The 16,860-nt window shown below is 43.6% G+C and carries 19 protein-coding genes and 1 pseudogene; 11 read left to right on the forward strand and 9 right to left on the reverse strand.

Annotation, left to right across the window (positions count from 1 at the left end; translation table 11 throughout):
• Positions 1-77: 77 nt before the first annotated feature.
• Both nfsB and ACOBWA_RS06790 read right to left on the reverse strand, forming a co-directional pair.
• Positions 78-734 carry an oxygen-insensitive NAD(P)H nitroreductase gene (gene nfsB, locus ACOBWA_RS06785; RefSeq protein ID WP_420230598.1) on the reverse strand — a complete coding sequence of 219 codons (657 nt, stop codon included), beginning with the start codon at positions 732-734 and terminating at the stop codon, positions 78-80.
• A gap of 304 nt (positions 735-1,038) precedes the next feature.
• On the reverse strand, positions 1,039-2,013 hold the full coding sequence (locus ACOBWA_RS06790; RefSeq protein ID WP_420230599.1) for a hypothetical protein: 975 nt from the start codon (positions 2,011-2,013) through the stop codon (positions 1,039-1,041).
• 175 nt (positions 2,014-2,188) lie between these two features.
• Between ACOBWA_RS06790 and ACOBWA_RS06795 the strand changes: the two genes are divergently transcribed.
• Positions 2,189-3,103, forward strand: a complete 915-nt coding sequence (locus ACOBWA_RS06795) for a LysR family transcriptional regulator (RefSeq protein WP_420230600.1) — start codon at positions 2,189-2,191, stop codon at positions 3,101-3,103.
• Between the two features lie 82 nt (positions 3,104-3,185).
• Here ACOBWA_RS06795 and ACOBWA_RS06800 read toward each other — a convergent pair whose 3' ends face one another.
• The 6 genes and pseudogenes from ACOBWA_RS06800 to pqqA form a co-directional block, all read right to left on the reverse strand.
• Positions 3,186-4,241 (reverse strand): dipeptidase, encoded by a 1,056-nt coding sequence (locus ACOBWA_RS06800; RefSeq protein ID WP_420230601.1) that lies wholly within the window; start codon positions 4,239-4,241, stop codon positions 3,186-3,188.
• On the reverse strand, positions 4,238-5,410 hold the full coding sequence (gene pqqE, locus ACOBWA_RS06805) for a pyrroloquinoline quinone biosynthesis protein PqqE (RefSeq protein ID WP_420230602.1): 1,173 nt from the start codon (positions 5,408-5,410) through the stop codon (positions 4,238-4,240). Before pqqE ends, ACOBWA_RS06800 begins: the two co-directional genes overlap by 4 nt.
• Positions 5,407-5,703, reverse strand: coding sequence for a pyrroloquinoline quinone biosynthesis peptide chaperone PqqD (gene pqqD, locus ACOBWA_RS06810; protein WP_057760106.1), 297 nt, complete (start codon positions 5,701-5,703; stop codon positions 5,407-5,409). Before pqqD ends, pqqE begins: the two co-directional genes overlap by 4 nt.
• Entirely contained in the window at positions 5,700-6,458 is a 759-nt protein-coding gene (gene pqqC / locus ACOBWA_RS06815) for a pyrroloquinoline-quinone synthase PqqC (RefSeq protein WP_102078380.1), read from the reverse strand. Before pqqC ends, pqqD begins: the two co-directional genes overlap by 4 nt.
• Before the next feature lie 42 nt (positions 6,459-6,500).
• Positions 6,501-7,413, reverse strand: a pseudogene (gene pqqB, locus ACOBWA_RS06820) (pyrroloquinoline quinone biosynthesis protein PqqB).
• A gap of 71 nt (positions 7,414-7,484) precedes the next feature.
• Complete coding sequence (gene pqqA, locus ACOBWA_RS06825) at positions 7,485-7,559, reverse strand: pyrroloquinoline quinone precursor peptide PqqA (protein WP_082894360.1); 75 nt, start codon at positions 7,557-7,559, stop codon at positions 7,485-7,487.
• 363 nt (positions 7,560-7,922) lie between these two features.
• Here pqqA and ACOBWA_RS06830 point away from each other — a divergent pair, with 363 nt between their 5' ends.
• Positions 7,923-8,174, forward strand: coding sequence for a hypothetical protein (locus tag ACOBWA_RS06830; RefSeq protein ID WP_420230603.1), 252 nt, complete (start codon positions 7,923-7,925; stop codon positions 8,172-8,174).
• Positions 8,175-8,429: 255 nt separating this feature from the next.
• A complete protein-coding gene (locus ACOBWA_RS06835; RefSeq protein WP_420230604.1) occupies positions 8,430-8,687 on the forward strand; it encodes a hypothetical protein in 258 nt (85 codons plus the stop codon).
• Between the two features lie 152 nt (positions 8,688-8,839).
• Here ACOBWA_RS06835 and ACOBWA_RS06840 read toward each other — a convergent pair whose 3' ends face one another.
• On the reverse strand, positions 8,840-9,736 hold the full coding sequence (locus tag ACOBWA_RS06840; RefSeq protein ID WP_420230605.1) for a 3-hydroxyacyl-CoA dehydrogenase: 897 nt from the start codon (positions 9,734-9,736) through the stop codon (positions 8,840-8,842).
• A gap of 559 nt (positions 9,737-10,295) precedes the next feature.
• Here ACOBWA_RS06840 and ACOBWA_RS06845 point away from each other — a divergent pair.
• From ACOBWA_RS06845 to ACOBWA_RS06880, 8 genes are all read left to right on the forward strand, one after another.
• Positions 10,296-10,526, forward strand: a complete 231-nt coding sequence (locus ACOBWA_RS06845) for a hypothetical protein (RefSeq protein WP_420230606.1) — start codon at positions 10,296-10,298, stop codon at positions 10,524-10,526.
• Positions 10,527-10,749: 223 nt separating this feature from the next.
• Entirely contained in the window at positions 10,750-11,046 is a 297-nt protein-coding gene (locus tag ACOBWA_RS06850) for an NAD(P)H-binding protein (RefSeq protein WP_420230607.1), read from the forward strand.
• The gene (locus ACOBWA_RS06855; protein ID WP_420230608.1) at positions 11,043-11,597 is read left to right on the forward strand and encodes a hypothetical protein; all 555 of its coding nucleotides are present in this window, start codon (positions 11,043-11,045) and stop codon (positions 11,595-11,597) included. The genes ACOBWA_RS06850 and ACOBWA_RS06855 overlap by 4 nt, the downstream gene beginning before the upstream one ends.
• Positions 11,598-11,671: 74 nt before the next feature.
• Positions 11,672-12,418 carry a glutathione S-transferase family protein gene (locus tag ACOBWA_RS06860; RefSeq protein WP_420230609.1) on the forward strand — a complete coding sequence of 249 codons (747 nt, stop codon included), beginning with the start codon at positions 11,672-11,674 and terminating at the stop codon, positions 12,416-12,418.
• A 540-nt stretch (positions 12,419-12,958) separates the two neighbouring features.
• On the forward strand, positions 12,959-13,411 hold the full coding sequence (locus ACOBWA_RS06865; protein WP_420230610.1) for a hypothetical protein: 453 nt from the start codon (positions 12,959-12,961) through the stop codon (positions 13,409-13,411).
• Complete coding sequence (locus tag ACOBWA_RS06870; protein ID WP_420230611.1) at positions 13,384-13,932, forward strand: OmpA family protein; 549 nt, start codon at positions 13,384-13,386, stop codon at positions 13,930-13,932. Before ACOBWA_RS06865 ends, ACOBWA_RS06870 begins: the two co-directional genes overlap by 28 nt.
• 128 nt (positions 13,933-14,060) lie before the next feature.
• Complete coding sequence (locus tag ACOBWA_RS06875; protein WP_420230612.1) at positions 14,061-16,640, forward strand: tandem-95 repeat protein; 2,580 nt, start codon at positions 14,061-14,063, stop codon at positions 16,638-16,640.
• Positions 16,583-16,768, forward strand: a complete 186-nt coding sequence (locus ACOBWA_RS06880) for a hypothetical protein (protein ID WP_420230613.1) — start codon at positions 16,583-16,585, stop codon at positions 16,766-16,768. Before ACOBWA_RS06875 ends, ACOBWA_RS06880 begins: the two co-directional genes overlap by 58 nt.
• The last annotated feature ends 92 nt before the right edge of the window (positions 16,769-16,860 follow it).

Raw genomic sequence — 16,860 nt, forward strand, 5'->3', positions numbered from 1 at the left:
AGAAACTCAAACGGCCAATAGCAACGCTAAAATTATGCTTATTGACCATTTGATAATGTTTAGACCCTAATGATTGCTTAAGCCTTAATAAAAATAGTCTCTTCACTCAAGCGTGATTTAGGTATTTTGGCATTAAAGTCATCATCGCTGCGGTAGCCAAACGATACCACTGCCACAGCAGAATATCCTTTGCTACGTAAGTCGAACTCCGTATCAAGCGCCTGTAAATCAACGCCTTCCATAGGGACGGTATCAATACCCAAAAGCGCGCTGCCCAATAGTACTCCGCCCATGTTGAGATATACCTGTTTGGCAAGCCAATGTGGCTCATCTTTGGCATCGAAGCGATGCATATCTAAGAACAATTGGCGACCTTGATGCATCTGTGCTTTGAATTCTGGCTGAGCATAACGACCGTCTTGATCTTCTTTTTCTAACACCGCCTGCATGTATTCATCGTCGGCATGGATACGAGTACAGAAAACCACCACGTGTGAGGCATCTAGGACTTTAGGTGTATTAAAATGAAAGGCACCTTGCGTGCTTTTGGCAATGCGCGCTTTACCTGCATCATCATCTGCAATGACAAAGCTCCATGGTTGAATATTGGTGCTTGATGGACTCATTTGTAGCATGTCTTTAATCTGCTCAAAATATTCAGCAGATATCTTTTTATTGGCATCAAATACTTTGGTGCTGTAACGCCAGTTTAGTGCTTCATTAATGGTTTTCATGATTGTCCTTAAGTAAAGTAAGTTTCAGTTTTTTAGTCAGCTGGTAATACAAACGGATTTAACAAACGGTGCTACTCAATCCTTATTCGTGCATAGATAAGTTGAATGATTAGCCCGTCCTAGCGATGACTCATAATAGTAAAGTTCATACATTAGAACCACTAACTACAAGAGAAAACACTTTCAATATTATTTTGAGAATATGGCGTTTCTAATCTGTTTAAAGGTTATTTATTAGCTATATTAGGACGTATAATGAATGTACTTTATCAATTGATAAATTTATTAAACGCATAAACTGATCTTAAAACGGTGCGAAATTATCAGGCTGACTGTGCGTAGCAGTCCAACGTTGATTGGCATCAATATGACTATTAAGCCCAACTCCTCGTGGTATTTGCATATTATCGCCATACAGCCAAAGCACCATATTGGTACGTTTGCCACTAGTAATTGGATGTGCGGCGTGCGGCACCGAGCCTCTATGAATAATCGCCATGCCAGGTTTAAAGATGGCACGTTTGGTTTGCCCCAAATGGCGATCAACAAAGTCAACTTCTGATCCAGTAAAGTCTTCGCCTGGCAGATTTAGGTTAATATTCATAGTCACCGCTGAAGCATCAGTATGCAGTTGTAGCGATGTGTCGCCTGTCGGCTGGTATTGAATCGAGAACCCAAAGGTCTGAGTGTCATAGCCATAAACATTGGCAAATAATAGCCGAGCGATAGGACGCATATATTGATTCATGACTTTATGATAAAACGCCTGAAAATTAGGGGTGGCCAAATAGCCTGACGAGCGCGCATCTAGCATGGCCCCATTACTGTTCAATGCGATACCATAAGGAGGACGTATTGGGATATTAGCGTCTGCGATTGCTTGCAGATAACGGCGCAGCGTTGATAGTTGTGCTGGATCAAAGAGTTGTCCTTGGTATACGTCAGGTAGTATCTCTTGCCATAAATTTTTAACAGCCGTCTCCGTAGAAGGAGTGTGCCATGCTTGCGTCACTGCATCACGTAGAGTTGGATCAAATAATGAGTCATCGAGTACAGGCAAGTCATGCTCAGTGGTTTCCCACTCTGCCCATGCTTGCTCTAGTAACTGGCTGTTTTGATGCCAGAAATGCTCTACCGATGGTGCACGTCTAAGCATGTCTGATTTTGAAGGTAGTGGTAAGTTGCGTGCTTGCTGTAGTGCGCTTTGTTTATTATCTCTATCATGGTGGCTATGGTGTTGAGTAACCTGTGTGCTTGTAGGCCGTATTATAGTATCCATCGTGTATCTCCAAATGTGTGAGTAAATCTTATAGGTGCATACTACTATAATTAATGATTTTGATAATCAGCAGGTTTAGAGAAACAGTTTCAATAATTTTTATATAATGATGAGGCTAGCAGCAGCAAGCGATGGTGGTTGCTAAGTTAGACGCTAATTGAACGAAGGCATGACGATGAAAAATTTGCAGGATTTACGTATTTTTATTGAGACCGCTCGCTTAGGTAGCCTATCTGCCTGTGCTCGGCACTTAGATCTGTCGCCTGCCGTTGTGAGTGCAGCGGTCAAGCGATTAGAAGCCGAAATCGAGACGGTATTATTTGTTCGCTCTACTTGTAGGCTGCGTCTAACTAGCAAGGGTGAGCAATATTTGAAGCATTGCCGAGATGCGGTGGCTATCTTAGACAATGCTTACGCAGGACTACATGACAATGATGCTGAGCTGACCGGTACCATCCGACTGTCGGCATCATCAGATTTGGGACGAAACTTAATTTTGCCTTGGCTGGACGATTTTATAGACATTCACCCAAAAGTGACGGTGCAGCTACATATGTCAGACAGCTATGTGGACTTGTACGGTCAGCAGATTGATTTGGCACTACGTTATGGCGCACCCAAAGATTCATCACTGGTCGCATTACCCATAGTGTTGAATAATCGCCCTATACTGTGTGCGTCAAAGGAGTATTTGAGCAAAATTTATAAGGATATCGGTATCCCAAAAATGCCGGAAGATTTGTCGCAGCATAACTGCTTACGTTTGGGTCATGATGAAAAGTATTTGAGCGAGTGGACCTTTGAAAAAGAGGGCAAGACTAAACGTGTGGCAGTGGATGGGAATCGTAGAAGTAAAGACGGTGACGTTGTGCACCGCTGGGCAGTGGCGGGTAAAGGCATCGCATTAAAGTCTCAGTTAGATATAGCCGGCGATTTAAAGGCAGGGAGACTTGTCGAGGTGGAGTTGGACGGCTGGCAAGTGGCCAACTATCCACTATATTTGATTTGCCCAGAACGGCGATTAATCGATCCACTGTTTAATGCGGTCAAAGAATACTTGATTGAACGAGTAGAGCAAGTATTAAGGTAAAACGAAAACTAATTATTATCCTATTTAATCAGATGAGCAAAACAGCAGTCCCTATACGGTGATTGCTTGATGACTCTTTTAACTATTGCCATATCTTATCAAGCACCGTAAACCAGTTTTTTGACGTCACCTTTTCAATCAGTTGATTTGAGAAGTTACGTTGTTGCATCCGCTCAATCAACATGGAGATTTGACTGATATCAGATAGCTTATCAGGTAGTAGGCAACCATCAAAATCAGAGCCAAAACCAACATGATCTTCGCCTAGATGGTCAATTAAATAATCAAGATGATCGACAATCACATCAAGCGAAGTTTGCGTATTACGTTGCCCATCTGCACGAAGAAATGCCACATCGAAATTCACCCCAACCATACCGTCGCTTTGTTTAATAGCAGCCAGCTGCTGATCGGTTAAGTTCCGTGCTTGCTGACATAGAGCATGCGAATTGGAGTGTGTCGCAACAATAGGCTGGCAGGCAATCTCTAGCGTATCCCAAAAAGCGCGTTCATTCATATGCGACACGTCGATCAGCATCTGCTTTTCACTGCACTTAAGAATGAGGTCTTTACCTTGAGTCGTGAGCCCAGATCCTGTATCGGGAGAATGCGGAAAAGACGCATTTAAGCCATCACCGAAGAGGCTCTTTCTATTCCATAGTGGGCCAATGCTTCTGAGGCCTGCCTCATAAAACATATCAAGCAGGTCAGGCTGTATGGCTAAAAACTCAGCACCTTCCAAATGCAATACAATGGCCAGTTGCTTATTCTGTTGACAGGCTTGGATTTGTTTTAATGAGGTGCAAATCTGAATCTGACCGTCAGATCTTGCCTCTAGTTGCTGGGCTAGTTTCAATTGTGTGCAGCAGATATCGACGATTTCTTGCGGAGTAAAATCCGAATTTGAGGGGTCAGATAGTTTTTCAGGATGGTTGTTTTTCACATAAGCATAGGGCGGTAAAAATATAGAAAATAATCCGCCCATCCAGTTCGCGTCTTTGCAACGTTGTAAGTCCAAATGCCCTGGTAGCGTGCCATAAATAAAGTCATGTACCGGATCGGCAGCTGAACTTAGCCAAAGGCGGGTCAACAGATCGTTATGTCCATCAAATATCACAGGCTTAGTATTAGCATTCATATTTCACCTGTTACCATACGAGTAGGAATCAATTTGTCTTTATTCAGCTGCTTGTTACTCAGTGATTTAGAATTCTTTGGATTGCGAAAGCGCAGTTCTTCAAAAGGTACAGGCGTCTCGCTGTTGATACGTGCCTCTTCAATCAGGTAGTGATAAGGCGATTTGCCACAGACAGGATCGGCGTTTTTGGCATCCCCAGTTAGCATAAACGCTTGGCAACGGCAGCCGCCATAATCGCGTTCTTTATCTGGGCAGCTTTGGCATATATCGGGCATCCAGTCATCACCGCGAAACTGATTGAAGCTCGCAGACTCATACCATATATCCGACAGTGGTGTATGTCGTACATTAGGAAACTGTATTGGCATTTGTCTGGCAGCATGGCAAGGTAGGGCTGTACCGTCTGGTGCCACTGTTAAGAAAATCTTGCCCCAGCCATCCATACAGGGCTTTGGACGTTCTTCATAATAATCAGGCACCACAAAAATAAGTTTGCATTTGATACCACGTTCTTCAATCTGCTTACGGTATTCATTGGTAATGCGTTCAGCTCGGACCACTTGCGCTTTGGTTGGTAGCAAACCCTCTATGTTCTCAAACGCCCAACCATAAAACTGACAAATAGCCAGCTCAACCGTGTCGGCTTCCAGCTCTAAGCAGAGATCAATAATCTGATCAATCTCATCGATGTTTTGCCGATGAATGACAAAATTGAGCACCATCGGATAGTCGTATTGCTTAACCAGACGTGACATCTCATACTTTTGTTCAAAGGCATGTTTCGAGCCTGCCAAGGCATTGTTGACCGTTGGATCACTGGCTTGAAAGCTAATTTGAATATGCTGAAGACCTGCTTCTTTTAAACGCGCAATTCTAACCTCAGTAAGCCCCATACCCGACGTGATCAAGTTAGTATAAAAACCTTGATTGTGCGCATAAGCGACCAGTTCTTCTAGGTCTTGACGAACCAGTGGTTCACCGCCAGAAAAACCAAGCTGCACCGCGCCCATTTGCCGCGCCTGATCAAACACATCAAACCATTCCTCTGTCGTTAGCTCCTCTTTATACTGAGCGTAATCGATAGGGTTTGAGCAATAAGGGCATTGTAAGGGGCAGCGATAGGTCAGCTCAGCAAGCAGCCATAGCGGTAGCCCGACTGGCGTATTCATACTAAATCAATCCAATGTTCACGCTGGGCGACCAGCATATATTCAATGATGTCTTGTTCGATTTCAGGAATATCGCCAAACATAGCTTGCACCTTTTGGATAATATCAGCAATGGACGCTTGACCATCAATATGTTGCCCAATGATGCTGGCACTGTCATTGAGCTTAATCATACCCTCAGGGTAGAGCAAGACATAGGCATTTTGCGCTGGCTCAAATTGAAAGCGATAGCCGTGACGCCATACCGGTACGATGGATTGATCCAGCTCAGGTAAACTAGCAGGTATACTCATTTGAACAATCCTTTATGCCAGACATTGTCAGTGGTAACGCTTTGGTAAGGGGCTTGGTTATGCACATAGGCCAAGCTCAATGCATCCAAGATCGTCCATAAGATATCGAGCTTAAACTGCAATATCTCTAGCATTCGCTCTTGTTGCTCGGCTGTCTTAAACGAGTCGAGTGTGATAGTCAGACCATGCTCAACATCGCGGCGCGCTTGACTCAAGCGTGAGCGGAAATAGGTATAGCCTTGCTCCTTTATCCAAGGGTAATGCTTGGGCCAAGACTCTAAACGTGACTGGTGAATCTGAGGGGCAAACAGCTCAGTCAGTGAGCTACTGGCGGCTTCTCGCCATGAGGTGCGCCGCGCAAAGTTCACATAGGCATCCACGGCAAAACGCACACCCGGTAGGACTAGCTCTTCAGAAATCACCTGCTCACGAGTCAAACCAACTGCCTCTGCCAGACCCAACCATGCTTCACGGCCGCCGCCGTCAGGATAGACGCCATCTTGATCAATCATGCGCTGGATCCATTCTTGACGCACGCGCTGATCGGGACAGTTTGCCATAATGGCCGCGTCTTTCAATGGGATATTGATCTGATAATAAAAACGGTTGGCGACCCACGCTTGGATCTGCTGCTGGGTCGCTTTGCCTTCATGCATCATGATATGAAAGGGATGATAAATATGATAATACTGACCCTTAGCCATAATCGCTTGTTCAAACGCTTCTGGGCTTAGCGCTGTGTTTTCTTCTTGCATTGTTCTCACCTTACGATTGCTATTTTTGCCTTACCGTTTGTCTTAAAGCTCAATCTGCATACCATCAAATGCTACTTCAACATTATGTTGTTTTAATGTCGCGGCCTGTTCGGATTGTTCGTTCAATATCGGGTTGGTATTATTGATATGGATCAACACCTTACGAGCGTTATCGAGCTGGTCTAGATAATGCAATGAGCCATCTTCACCACTGATATGTAAATGCCCCATGTCTTGGCCGGTTTTCGTACCGACACCGCACTCTTGCATTTCATTGTCCGTCCATAGCGTACCGTCAATCATTACGCAATCAGAGCGTTTCATGATCTGCATCACTTGATCGTCAATCTTACCGAGACCTGGCGCATAAAAGAGTTGTTTTTGTGTTTTTAAGTCTTTTACAATCAGCGCAATATTATCGCCATCATGCGGATCATTACGATGCGGGGAGTAGGGCGGTGCTGAGCTTCTAATCACTAAAGGCGTCAATTCTAAATTGTCAAATCCTTCAATCTTAAACGTCTTTTTCTGGATCAATTTGATTGTATTGCAAGCCGCCATTCCAGTGCTTCAACATGTTAAAGAGAGGAAATCCTGTCGTTAGATCTTGATAGACCATGTCAGTACACCAAACAGGAATTGGACAACCTTCACGCAGGGTCAATAGCCCCGTCGTATGGTCAAGTTGACTGTCCATCAACACCACATTGGTGATGCCTGTATCTCTCAATTGACGTGCTGGCTGTGCTGCCTTGAACTCAAATAATTGTTGACGGATATCAGGGGATGCGTTGAATAAGATCCAATCCACACCATTTTCTGATATGGCAATCGAAGATTGGGTACGGGTCTTTGCCTGAATCGTGCCTTGACGCACGCCGTGGCAGTTATCGCAGTTACAGTTCCACTGCGGGAAACCACCACCAGCAGCTGAGCCTAAAACGTGAATATACATAAATCAATATTTCCAAAAAAATAAAAGCCCTAATCATCTAGGGCTTTTAATGGATTGAGTGCTAATGAGTTTTAACGGGCTTCGAAATACATAGTCACTTCGAAACCGATACGAATGTCTTGAAAAGCTGGTTTGGTCCACTGCATGGGATTACTCCGGAACGATCTTACTATTTAAGAAGTAAGATTAATAAAGTGAATGAGTGATAAAGGGTAGTATAAGCTGCCCCCGCTGTCAATTTCTTAGATGTTAGTAAAGCGTTAACGAGCATCGATTAAGCAGTCTTTTATAGCATAAATCAAAGCCGATTTATCATACCGAAAAGACAGTATATCGAGCATAAGATTAAAAATATCTTTGAATAGTTTGAGTATAAATTATAACTATAAAAAATCTGCTCGAAGTGAGTTAAGCGTATTTCGAGAACTTATGAGTTATACAGATATATTGCAAAAACCGAATTTATCTATAAAGTAATAGATTAACTTGATAGATATTGGAGCCTGAAGATGATTGCTGAATTACAAGGCAGTGAGTTAACCAAAGCAATCTTGGAAAATGTCTGCAACTATGTATGGTGTGCTGTCAGCAACGTTAGCGATGATTATGCTGTAGCAACCATAGATAATGGTTACTACGAATTATTGGTTCCTATTGTAGCTTTCAATAACGACCAGTTCGTTTGTGATAAAGGTGAGCTATGGGAACATGCTGTCTCAGTAAAGAGAGTGGCGCTTACTCAAGATGATGTGGAGCTATAACTTACTATTAATAGAATGACTGTTATACTCTGCATGCAGATTAGTTTTGCAGCCTATGCACGAAAATCTACCATCTGTCTACAACTTCTTGTTCTAGTTGACAATACATCTGTACTATCTATTTATAAGCTCATCTGTCTAGCCACTAATATTTTGCAACGATAGATAAAACAAGTTCGAAGATGCTCAAGTAATTGCTGTTATGAAGCCACTTGTTTAGCTTACTAATCATTGTCATTGAATAGGAGTAACAACATGGATACGGTAATTGTTGGAAGCGAACTAACTCGTTCAATGCTTGAGGACGGTCATCAAAGTATATGGTGTGCTGTAAGTGATGAGAGTGATGAGAATGCTCTAAAAGATCAGGTAGGTAATGACTTCACATCTCGCATTGTGGCTTTTGAAGATGGCCAGTTCTATTGTACGGGCGGTATGCCTTGGAAGTATGCAGTGCCAATTGAGATCGTTGCATTGACGCGATATGACTTTTCTTTTAGTGAACAAACATAACTTAGATAGGTTTGGATAGTCATCACCGAAAGTAAATCCTAATATTAAGATATTTAGTTAGATAAAATGCGCGACTGACAAGGCCATTCAAGCGATGCAATATACAGCTTGAATGGCCTTTTGTGTTTTGGAGCCAGTTTGAAAGCTATTTATTATTTTAAAAACTCAGGGCGCATAAAGGCTGGGTTTGGATACGTATAAAATCCTTCACCAGTCGCGAATCCTAGTTTGTTTTGATCGATTAATTGCTCTTTTAAATATTGAGCAGCTTTAAACCTCGCAGGATTTTGAGTTTTTTCAGCAGATAGTTTGGTGATGTTGTAGGCAGTGTGGATACCGATAGTGTCCAATATGGCAAAGGGACCTGACGGCGCGCCAGTTACTATCATCCACGTTTTATCTATCGTATGTGGATCGGCAACCTCTTTTGCAACCAATTGCAAAGCTGCATCTATAAAAGGCGCCAACAAACTGTTCATGATATAGCCGGGTTGCTCCTTATCCAGCGGCATTGCCACCATACCGATGGCAGTAGCAAAAGCAACAACCTCATCAAATACTTTAGGATCTGTCCCAGGATGTCCCATGATTTCGGCGACGTTATGCATCCAAATTTTATTGGCAAAGTGTAGCGCTAAAAACTGCGCAGGTCGTCCCGTTGATTCTGCAAACTGACTAGGAAGTAAGGTAGAGGTATTGGTCGCAAAGATGGTTTTCTCTGGCGCTAGTTTGGCAAGTTTTTCGTAAAATTCGATTTTAATTTCAGGAATCTCGGGAATGGCTTCAATCATTAGATCAGCATCTTTGACCGCTTCTGCTAAGTCTGAGGTGTAGCTGAGATTGTCAAAAGCCTTATCCAATTGCTCTTGAGTTGCCCTCAGATCCTTTCTAAAAGCCTTGCACATCAATTGAAATTTTGACTTTGCTTTTTCTAAAACCTCATCATTGATATCGTAGACACTGACATTAAAACCATGAAATGCGGCCTGAAAAGCAATTTGATAGCCTAGGATGCCGCTTCCAGCGACAGTTACATTTTTATACGTCATTGTATTAATTTCCTAAAAATAGTGGATATAAGTCGCTAGATAAATGTTTAGAACTTATAACCCTATTATTAGATTGTTTTACCTCATTATTCAACCTTCGTTTTTATAAAAACATTAAAGAGAACCCAAAAATCTCGCTATGCAAGCATCAGATTAGTTCATATCACTTGACTTATTATATTGTTAAATAATTCAATAACTTAAAAACAATATTGCTAGCTTCACACCTAATGATTTTACGATAACTGAAGGTTAGTTTAATATCATATTGACATTTTTAATGACTGTTGATGTCAAAATATTGTCGACGAGGTTGTAAAGGAGGACGTAAGCAGTGATGTAGGAATACTCAACAGATTCTAGGACGTTCTAAAAATATCAGTAGCCGCGACAACATCAACATTATGTTGCTGGAGTTGCTCAATATTAGGCTTGCGAGAAGGCAGTATGTTTAAGCGAAACGAGGCCACTTGTGCGCTAATTTTTTGCATTACCTATGTTAAGAACACCCCCACCTGATAATTATTTGCCAAAATTGTGTAATCAAAATGAGCTAAATTTGGCTCAAACTCTTGGATCTGCGTTAACTCATCGAGTCGAACCAGCAACGGCTAAAGTGATTGAGATTGCCTCTTTCAAACTTAAACCAAGTATCTCTTACGATGACTTTGCCGTTCTTGATCATAGCGTTGAGGTCAATCATGTGGCAAAACAAAAGGCTTTGTATCTCGTGAGTCAGCAATGGGTGAAAACGGCGAATGGGTGGTTGTGGTGCATTGGGAAACGTTAGCGGATGCGGATGTTTCCATGACAAGTTTTACTAAAACACCTATGGCAGCTGAATTTATGGGCAGTATAGATTTAAAGACGATGGCAATGAATCGCTATACTTTAGTAGATTAGTTTGAAATAAACAGCAATTTCAATCAGTTGCAAACCAGTAAGCCGATTAGGGTTAATAGATAAACCTTAATCGACTTTCATTCTAGTTAAGCGAATCAAAGAGGTGCACTATGAAAATCGCAGTTACAGCCGCCAATGGAAAACTAGGGTCTGCCATTATTGAGAATCTCCTACAGGCGCACGCCGCAAAAGACATAGTAGCGCTGGCACGCACTCCTGCCAAAGATGAGTTTTTGACTAAGCCGTATGGTATCGAGGTCAGAGCAGGTGATTATGATGATGTACAACAGCTTGAGAATTCATTACAAGGTATAGATAGCGTTTTACTGGTGTCTAGTATGGATGAGCCTGCTAAGCGTATTGATCAGCACCGCAATGTCATTGAGTCTGCGAAAAAAATGGTGTGAAAAAAATCGTGTATACCAGTATTCAGGGTTCTAGTACTCAAACTGCGTTTGCGCCGATTGTGAAGAGTAATCAGCAAACAGAACAAGATATCAAAGATAGTGGTCTCAATTGGGTGATAGGCCGCAATGGTATCTATATCGAGCCTGATGTGGATTATATCGATAGCTATAAGGCGCAGGGTGAGATTGCTAACTGTGCAGGTGAGGGCAAGTGTGGCTATACCGCTCATGAGGAATTGGCTGTCGCTTATAGCCAAATGCTAATTAACGCTCAGCACGATGCCAATACTTATAATTTAAATGGTGAACCTATTACCCAGCAGCAGCTCACTCAGTACTTGAATGACAGGTTTGGTACAACGCTTAGTTATCGCTATATGACCGTGGAGGCGTTCAAACAAGACCGTATTGATGAACTAGGCGAGTTTATCGGTACAGTGATCGCTGGTATTTACGAGCAAATAGCAATAGGTGCTATGCACAACCAAAGCGATTTTGCCAAGGTAGTGGGGCGCGAACATATGAGCTGGACTGAGTACTTTAACAATTAATAAGACTGCGCATACTCAAGCTAGATATTATTTGAACGCTCTTTGATGTAATGCAAAATGTAAGGAAGACTGCTATGCCTATGATTACGCCTACAAATAAATCCGTTACCAAATTCGAAGGTTTACATTTGTATCACGCGCCATTTTCCAACTGTGCCATGCGCGTAAGGATTGCATTAGCAGAGAAGCAGCTAGAGTGGACAAGCCATCTTATTGACCTATCTAAAGGTGAACAGCGTAGCAAAGAATATCTAGGAATCAACCCTAATGGTGTGGTACCAACCTTGGTAGATGAGGGTGTGGTTATTATTGATTCGACCGATATCATTGATTATTTAGACACCATCTATGAACCAAACTCGTTGCGTCCTGATACTGAAGCCGAAATGCAGGCCATGTATGATTGGATGCATATGGCAAAAGATAATCATCTGTCTATAAAAACTTATATGTATTATAAATTAAGTGCCACGGGTCTTAGCGAAGAAGAACTAATAGAATACCGAAAAAACCAAACTTACGACAAAGCACTGTTAGCGTTTCATGAGCATCGTAGCACACATGGTTTTAGTCAAGAGGATATTGATAAGGCAACCGCAGTTCTTGACGACTGTTTTGCAAAAATGGACGTACGTCTCAAAGATCATGATTGGCTAGTTGGCGACGCCTTTTCATTGGCGGATATTACTTGGATTCCGCAACTGGTTGTTTTAGGTAGAGTAGGCTATCCTTTTGCGCAGTATGCACATTTTGAGCGTTGGAAAAATGCAATTGTGGCACGCCCTAGTTTTAAACAAGCAGTGACTGATTGGCTGCAGTAAAAATGAGTGACGACAGCGGTAAGACTATAATAAAATGCAATTATGACAGTAAGATCTAATCTCAATAACATCGTCTAATAAAACTAAAATTCGTATACTTGCATAGATCTTACTTCTTTATAAAAGAGTATTTCAAACCAAAAAAACCACCCTAACTTGAATAGTGAGGGTGGTTTTTTATTTGTGCATCGATATAGATTTGTGAGGTCTGTATCGCTATAGAAGAGAAATGAATTATTTTCAAACAACCTGAAGCCGCAATAGTTAAAAGATGAGTGTGAGCTAAGGTATTAAAAAATAAACCATTAATTTTTGATTTCATCACAATTAGCTTAGTAAAACGTGATGAATGGTTGAAAACAGGTTATGAGCAGCTAACTAAGCTTTGTTAGTTTGCTATACTATAGAGAGTATAGAACTAAAGTTCTTTAATTACAGATTTATAAGAATAAATGGAATTAATAAGCTTTTGATTAACATGTGTTTTCGTTGCCAATAAAGTATCAACAACCAAATAATACAAGAAGTCAGGATAAAACTATGGATAAGTTATTTAATAAAAATATGATTGCTCTCATTTTGCCAATAGCTTTATTTGGCTTACCTTCTTGTACTGTGACTGGTGTTGATAATAGTGGTGACAGTCGCCGTATCGATGGTGTGATGTGGAACAAACAAGTAGACGCTAACATTGACAGTCTATTAGCAAAAAAAGCACCTACCGATCAAACGAGACTGGTATTTGTTAGAAGTAATGACAGTTACTCTGAGCAAACTAGTGCCAATATCGCTATAAACAATAGATTTCAGGTGAGCTTGCAACAAGGCAACTATACGGTAGTGAATTCTTGTATAGGTACTAATCAGCTAAGTGCTCATGCAACAGGATTTAAGAACAATGATTTACTTGCAAACAAAAAAGACTTTGAGCTTGCTGGTGGTCAGACTTACTTTTTTATGTCGATATGGCAGAAACAGGGCAAAGCAACCTGAAACAGGTTACTGCTGAAAGTGCTATGCAATTGCTAAAAAACAAACGTTATCAGTCTCATCAAATTAGCCGCGTAATTCCTAATTGTCCCACGCCTGTTGTACTCAAACCGCAAGCGATACCAATGGTAATTCCTGTCAATATCCCAGCGCCTGTCTTAGCAGAAAAAGTAACGATTGATCTTGAAGTATTATTTGAGACAGACAAAGCCATAGTGCGACAAGACTATTATTCAAAAATAGTTGAGTTAGCAGAGTTTTTGACTCAGTACCCCAATACGGTTGCCACCATTGAGGGACACACTGATAGTCGTGGTAGCGATGACTATAATCAGGACTTGTCACAGCGCCGAGTCAATGCAGTGCAAGAAGTATTGATTGAAAACTTTAATATTCCAGCAGAACGTGTAAATGCCATTGGTTATGGAGAACTGCAACCAAGAGCCAGTAACGATAGTGCCGAAGGTCGACAACTCAACCGCCGTGTCATAGCGATAGTTGAAGAACGCTTGACTACTAAGTAAGCCCTAAAAAATGAGTACTAGCTTAGATCTAAGCGGTTGTCGCTAGTGACTATTATGAATACATAAATCTCTTAAAAGAATTTTTTGATTTAGAAAAATAAAAGGTAAATCGACTATGAATACTATCGTTGTCAAAACCAATAATGCCACTCAAACTGTCAGCCAAGTACAAATCATCACCAAGGACGGAGTACCAACTGTTATTGCTGCTGGAGGGACAAGTGAACTATGAGTTTCACGATACTTCCATTGGTTATGCGCCTAATCATATTATTACTAAGCGTATTAAAAATGATTTACATGTGTCGTTTGAAAAAGAAGGACAAGAGAGCGACCTTATTATTGAAGGTTTTTATGATGATCCAGATAGTGCTTTAGTTGGTATTGCTGAAGATGGTGAGTACTACTACTACATACCAGATACAGGTGAGACGTATGACTACGTCACGCAATTAGAAGTGGGCGACGTTGAAGGGCAAGCTTTGGGTGGACAGGATTATATAGCCGCTGCTATTCCTTGGTGGATACCTGCTGCAGCTACATTAGGCCTAGCGGGTATAGCTGCGGCGTTAAGTGGAAGAGGGGATGACAATGTCATAGCACCTGTGAATGATGCCCCTGTGGCAACCGATGGCGCTATCAGCACCCCAGAAGGTACAGCTATCGCCGTACCGCTGATTGCCAGTGACATGGATGGCGTGGTTGAGAGCATCACCCTCACCACTTTGCCAGATGCTGTCCAAGGCGTCTTAAGTTATACCAATGCAGCAGGGGACAGTGTGCCTGTTGTTGCCGGCACTTCGCTGAGTGCTGCTGAAGCTGCCACCGTGCTCTTTACCCCAACTGAGAACTTCAATGGTGTGGTAGACGACATTGACTTCATCGCCACCGACAATGATGGCCTAGACTCAGCGCCTGCCACCGTGACATTAACCGTGACTGACGTGAATACCCCGCCAACGGTTGACGACCAAAGCCTGAGCACTGATGAAGACACGGCAGTGGCTGTGTCGCTAATAGGCGCTGACATCGATGGTACGGTTGTAAGTGTCACGGTACTGCAAGTGCCGCCTGCCAATCAAGGGGTACTGAGCTATACCCGTGCAGGTGGACAAGTGGTTGAGATTACCCCAAATACCACCCTAAGTGCAGCGGAAGCTGAGACGGTTACCTTTACCCCAGCACCTGACTTTAATGGTGCGGTTAGTGACATCCAATTCAGCACCACCGACGATGATGGTGCCATATCAGCGCCAGCCACCGTTGAGATTACAGTCAATGATGTGAATGATGCCCCTGTGGCAACCGATGGCGCTATCAGCACCCCAGAAGGTACAGCTATCGCCGTCCCGCTGATTGCCAGCGACATCGATGGCGTGGTGGCGAGTATCACCATCACTACCTTGCCAGACCCTGCTCAAGGCGTCCTAAGTTACACCAATGCGGCAGGGGACAGTGTGCCTGTCGTTGCCGGCACCCCGCTGAGTGCTGCTGAAGCGGCCACCGTCCTCTTTACCCCAACTGAGAATTTCAATGGTGCGGTAGAGGCCATTGACTTTATCGCCACAGACGATGATGGCCTAGACTCAGCGTCTGCCACCGTGACGGTCAACGTCACTGACGTGAATACCCCGCCAACGGCTGACGATCAAAGTCTGACGACCGATGAAGACACCGCGGTGTCTGTGCCGCTCATAGGCGCTGACATCGATGGCACGGTTGTGAGTGTCACCGTATTGCAAGTACCGCCTGCCAATCAAGGGGTACTGAGCTATACCCGTGCAGGTGGACAAGTGGTTGAGATTACCCCAAATACCACCCTAAGTGCAGCGGAAGCTGAGACGGTTACCTTTACCCCAGCACCTGACTTTAATGGTGCGGTTAGTGACATCCAATTCAGCACTACCGACGATGATGGCGCCATATCAGCGCCAGCCACCGTTGAGATTACAGTCAATGATGTGAATGATGCCCCTGTGGCAACCGATGGCGCTATCAGCACCGCAGAAGGTACAGCTATCGCCGTCCCGCTGATTGCCAGCGACATCGATGGCGTGGTGGCGAGTATCACCATCACTACCTTGCCAGACCCTGCTCAAGGCGTCCTAAGTTACACCAATGCGGCAGGGGACAGTGTGCCTGTCGTTGCCGGCACCCCGCTGAGTGCTGCTGAAGCGGCCACCGTCCTCTTTACCCCAACTGAGAATTTCAATGGTGCGGTAGAGGCCATTGACTTTATCGCCACAGACGATGATGGCCTAGACTCAGCGTCTGCCACCGTGACGGTCAACGTCACTGACGTGAATACCCCGCCAACGGCTGACGATCAAAGTCTGACGACCGATGAAGACACCGCGGTGTCTGTGCCGCTCATAGGCGCTGACATCGATGGCACGGTTGTGAGTGTCACCGTATTGCAAGTACCGCCTGCCAATCAAGGGGTACTGAGCTATGAAGATAATGGACAAACGGTTGAACTCACGCCAGGTACCGTATTAACCGCTGACCAAATCACCAGTGTTATGTTCACTCCTGCGCCGAACTTCAACGGACGAGTCAGCAACATCCAATTCAGCACCACCGACGATGATGGTGCCATATCAGCGCCAGCCACCGTTGAGATTACAGTCAATGATGTGAATGATGCCCTGTGGCAACCGATGGCGCTATCAGCACCCCAGAAGGTACAGCTATCGCCGTCCCGCTGATTGCCAGCGACATCGATGGCGTGGTGGCGAGTATCACCATCACTACCTTGCCAGACCCTGCTCAAGGCGTCCTAAGTTACACCAATGCGGCAGGGGACAGTGTGCCTGTCGTCGCGGGTACCCGCTGAGTGCTGCTGAAGCGGCCACCGTCCTCTTTACCCCAACTGAGAATTTCAATGGTGCGGTAGAGGCCATTGACTTTATCGCCACAGACGATGAT

This window comes from Psychrobacter sp. ER1, assembly GCF_048631835.1.
Taxonomy (GTDB): domain Bacteria; phylum Pseudomonadota; class Gammaproteobacteria; order Pseudomonadales; family Moraxellaceae; genus Psychrobacter.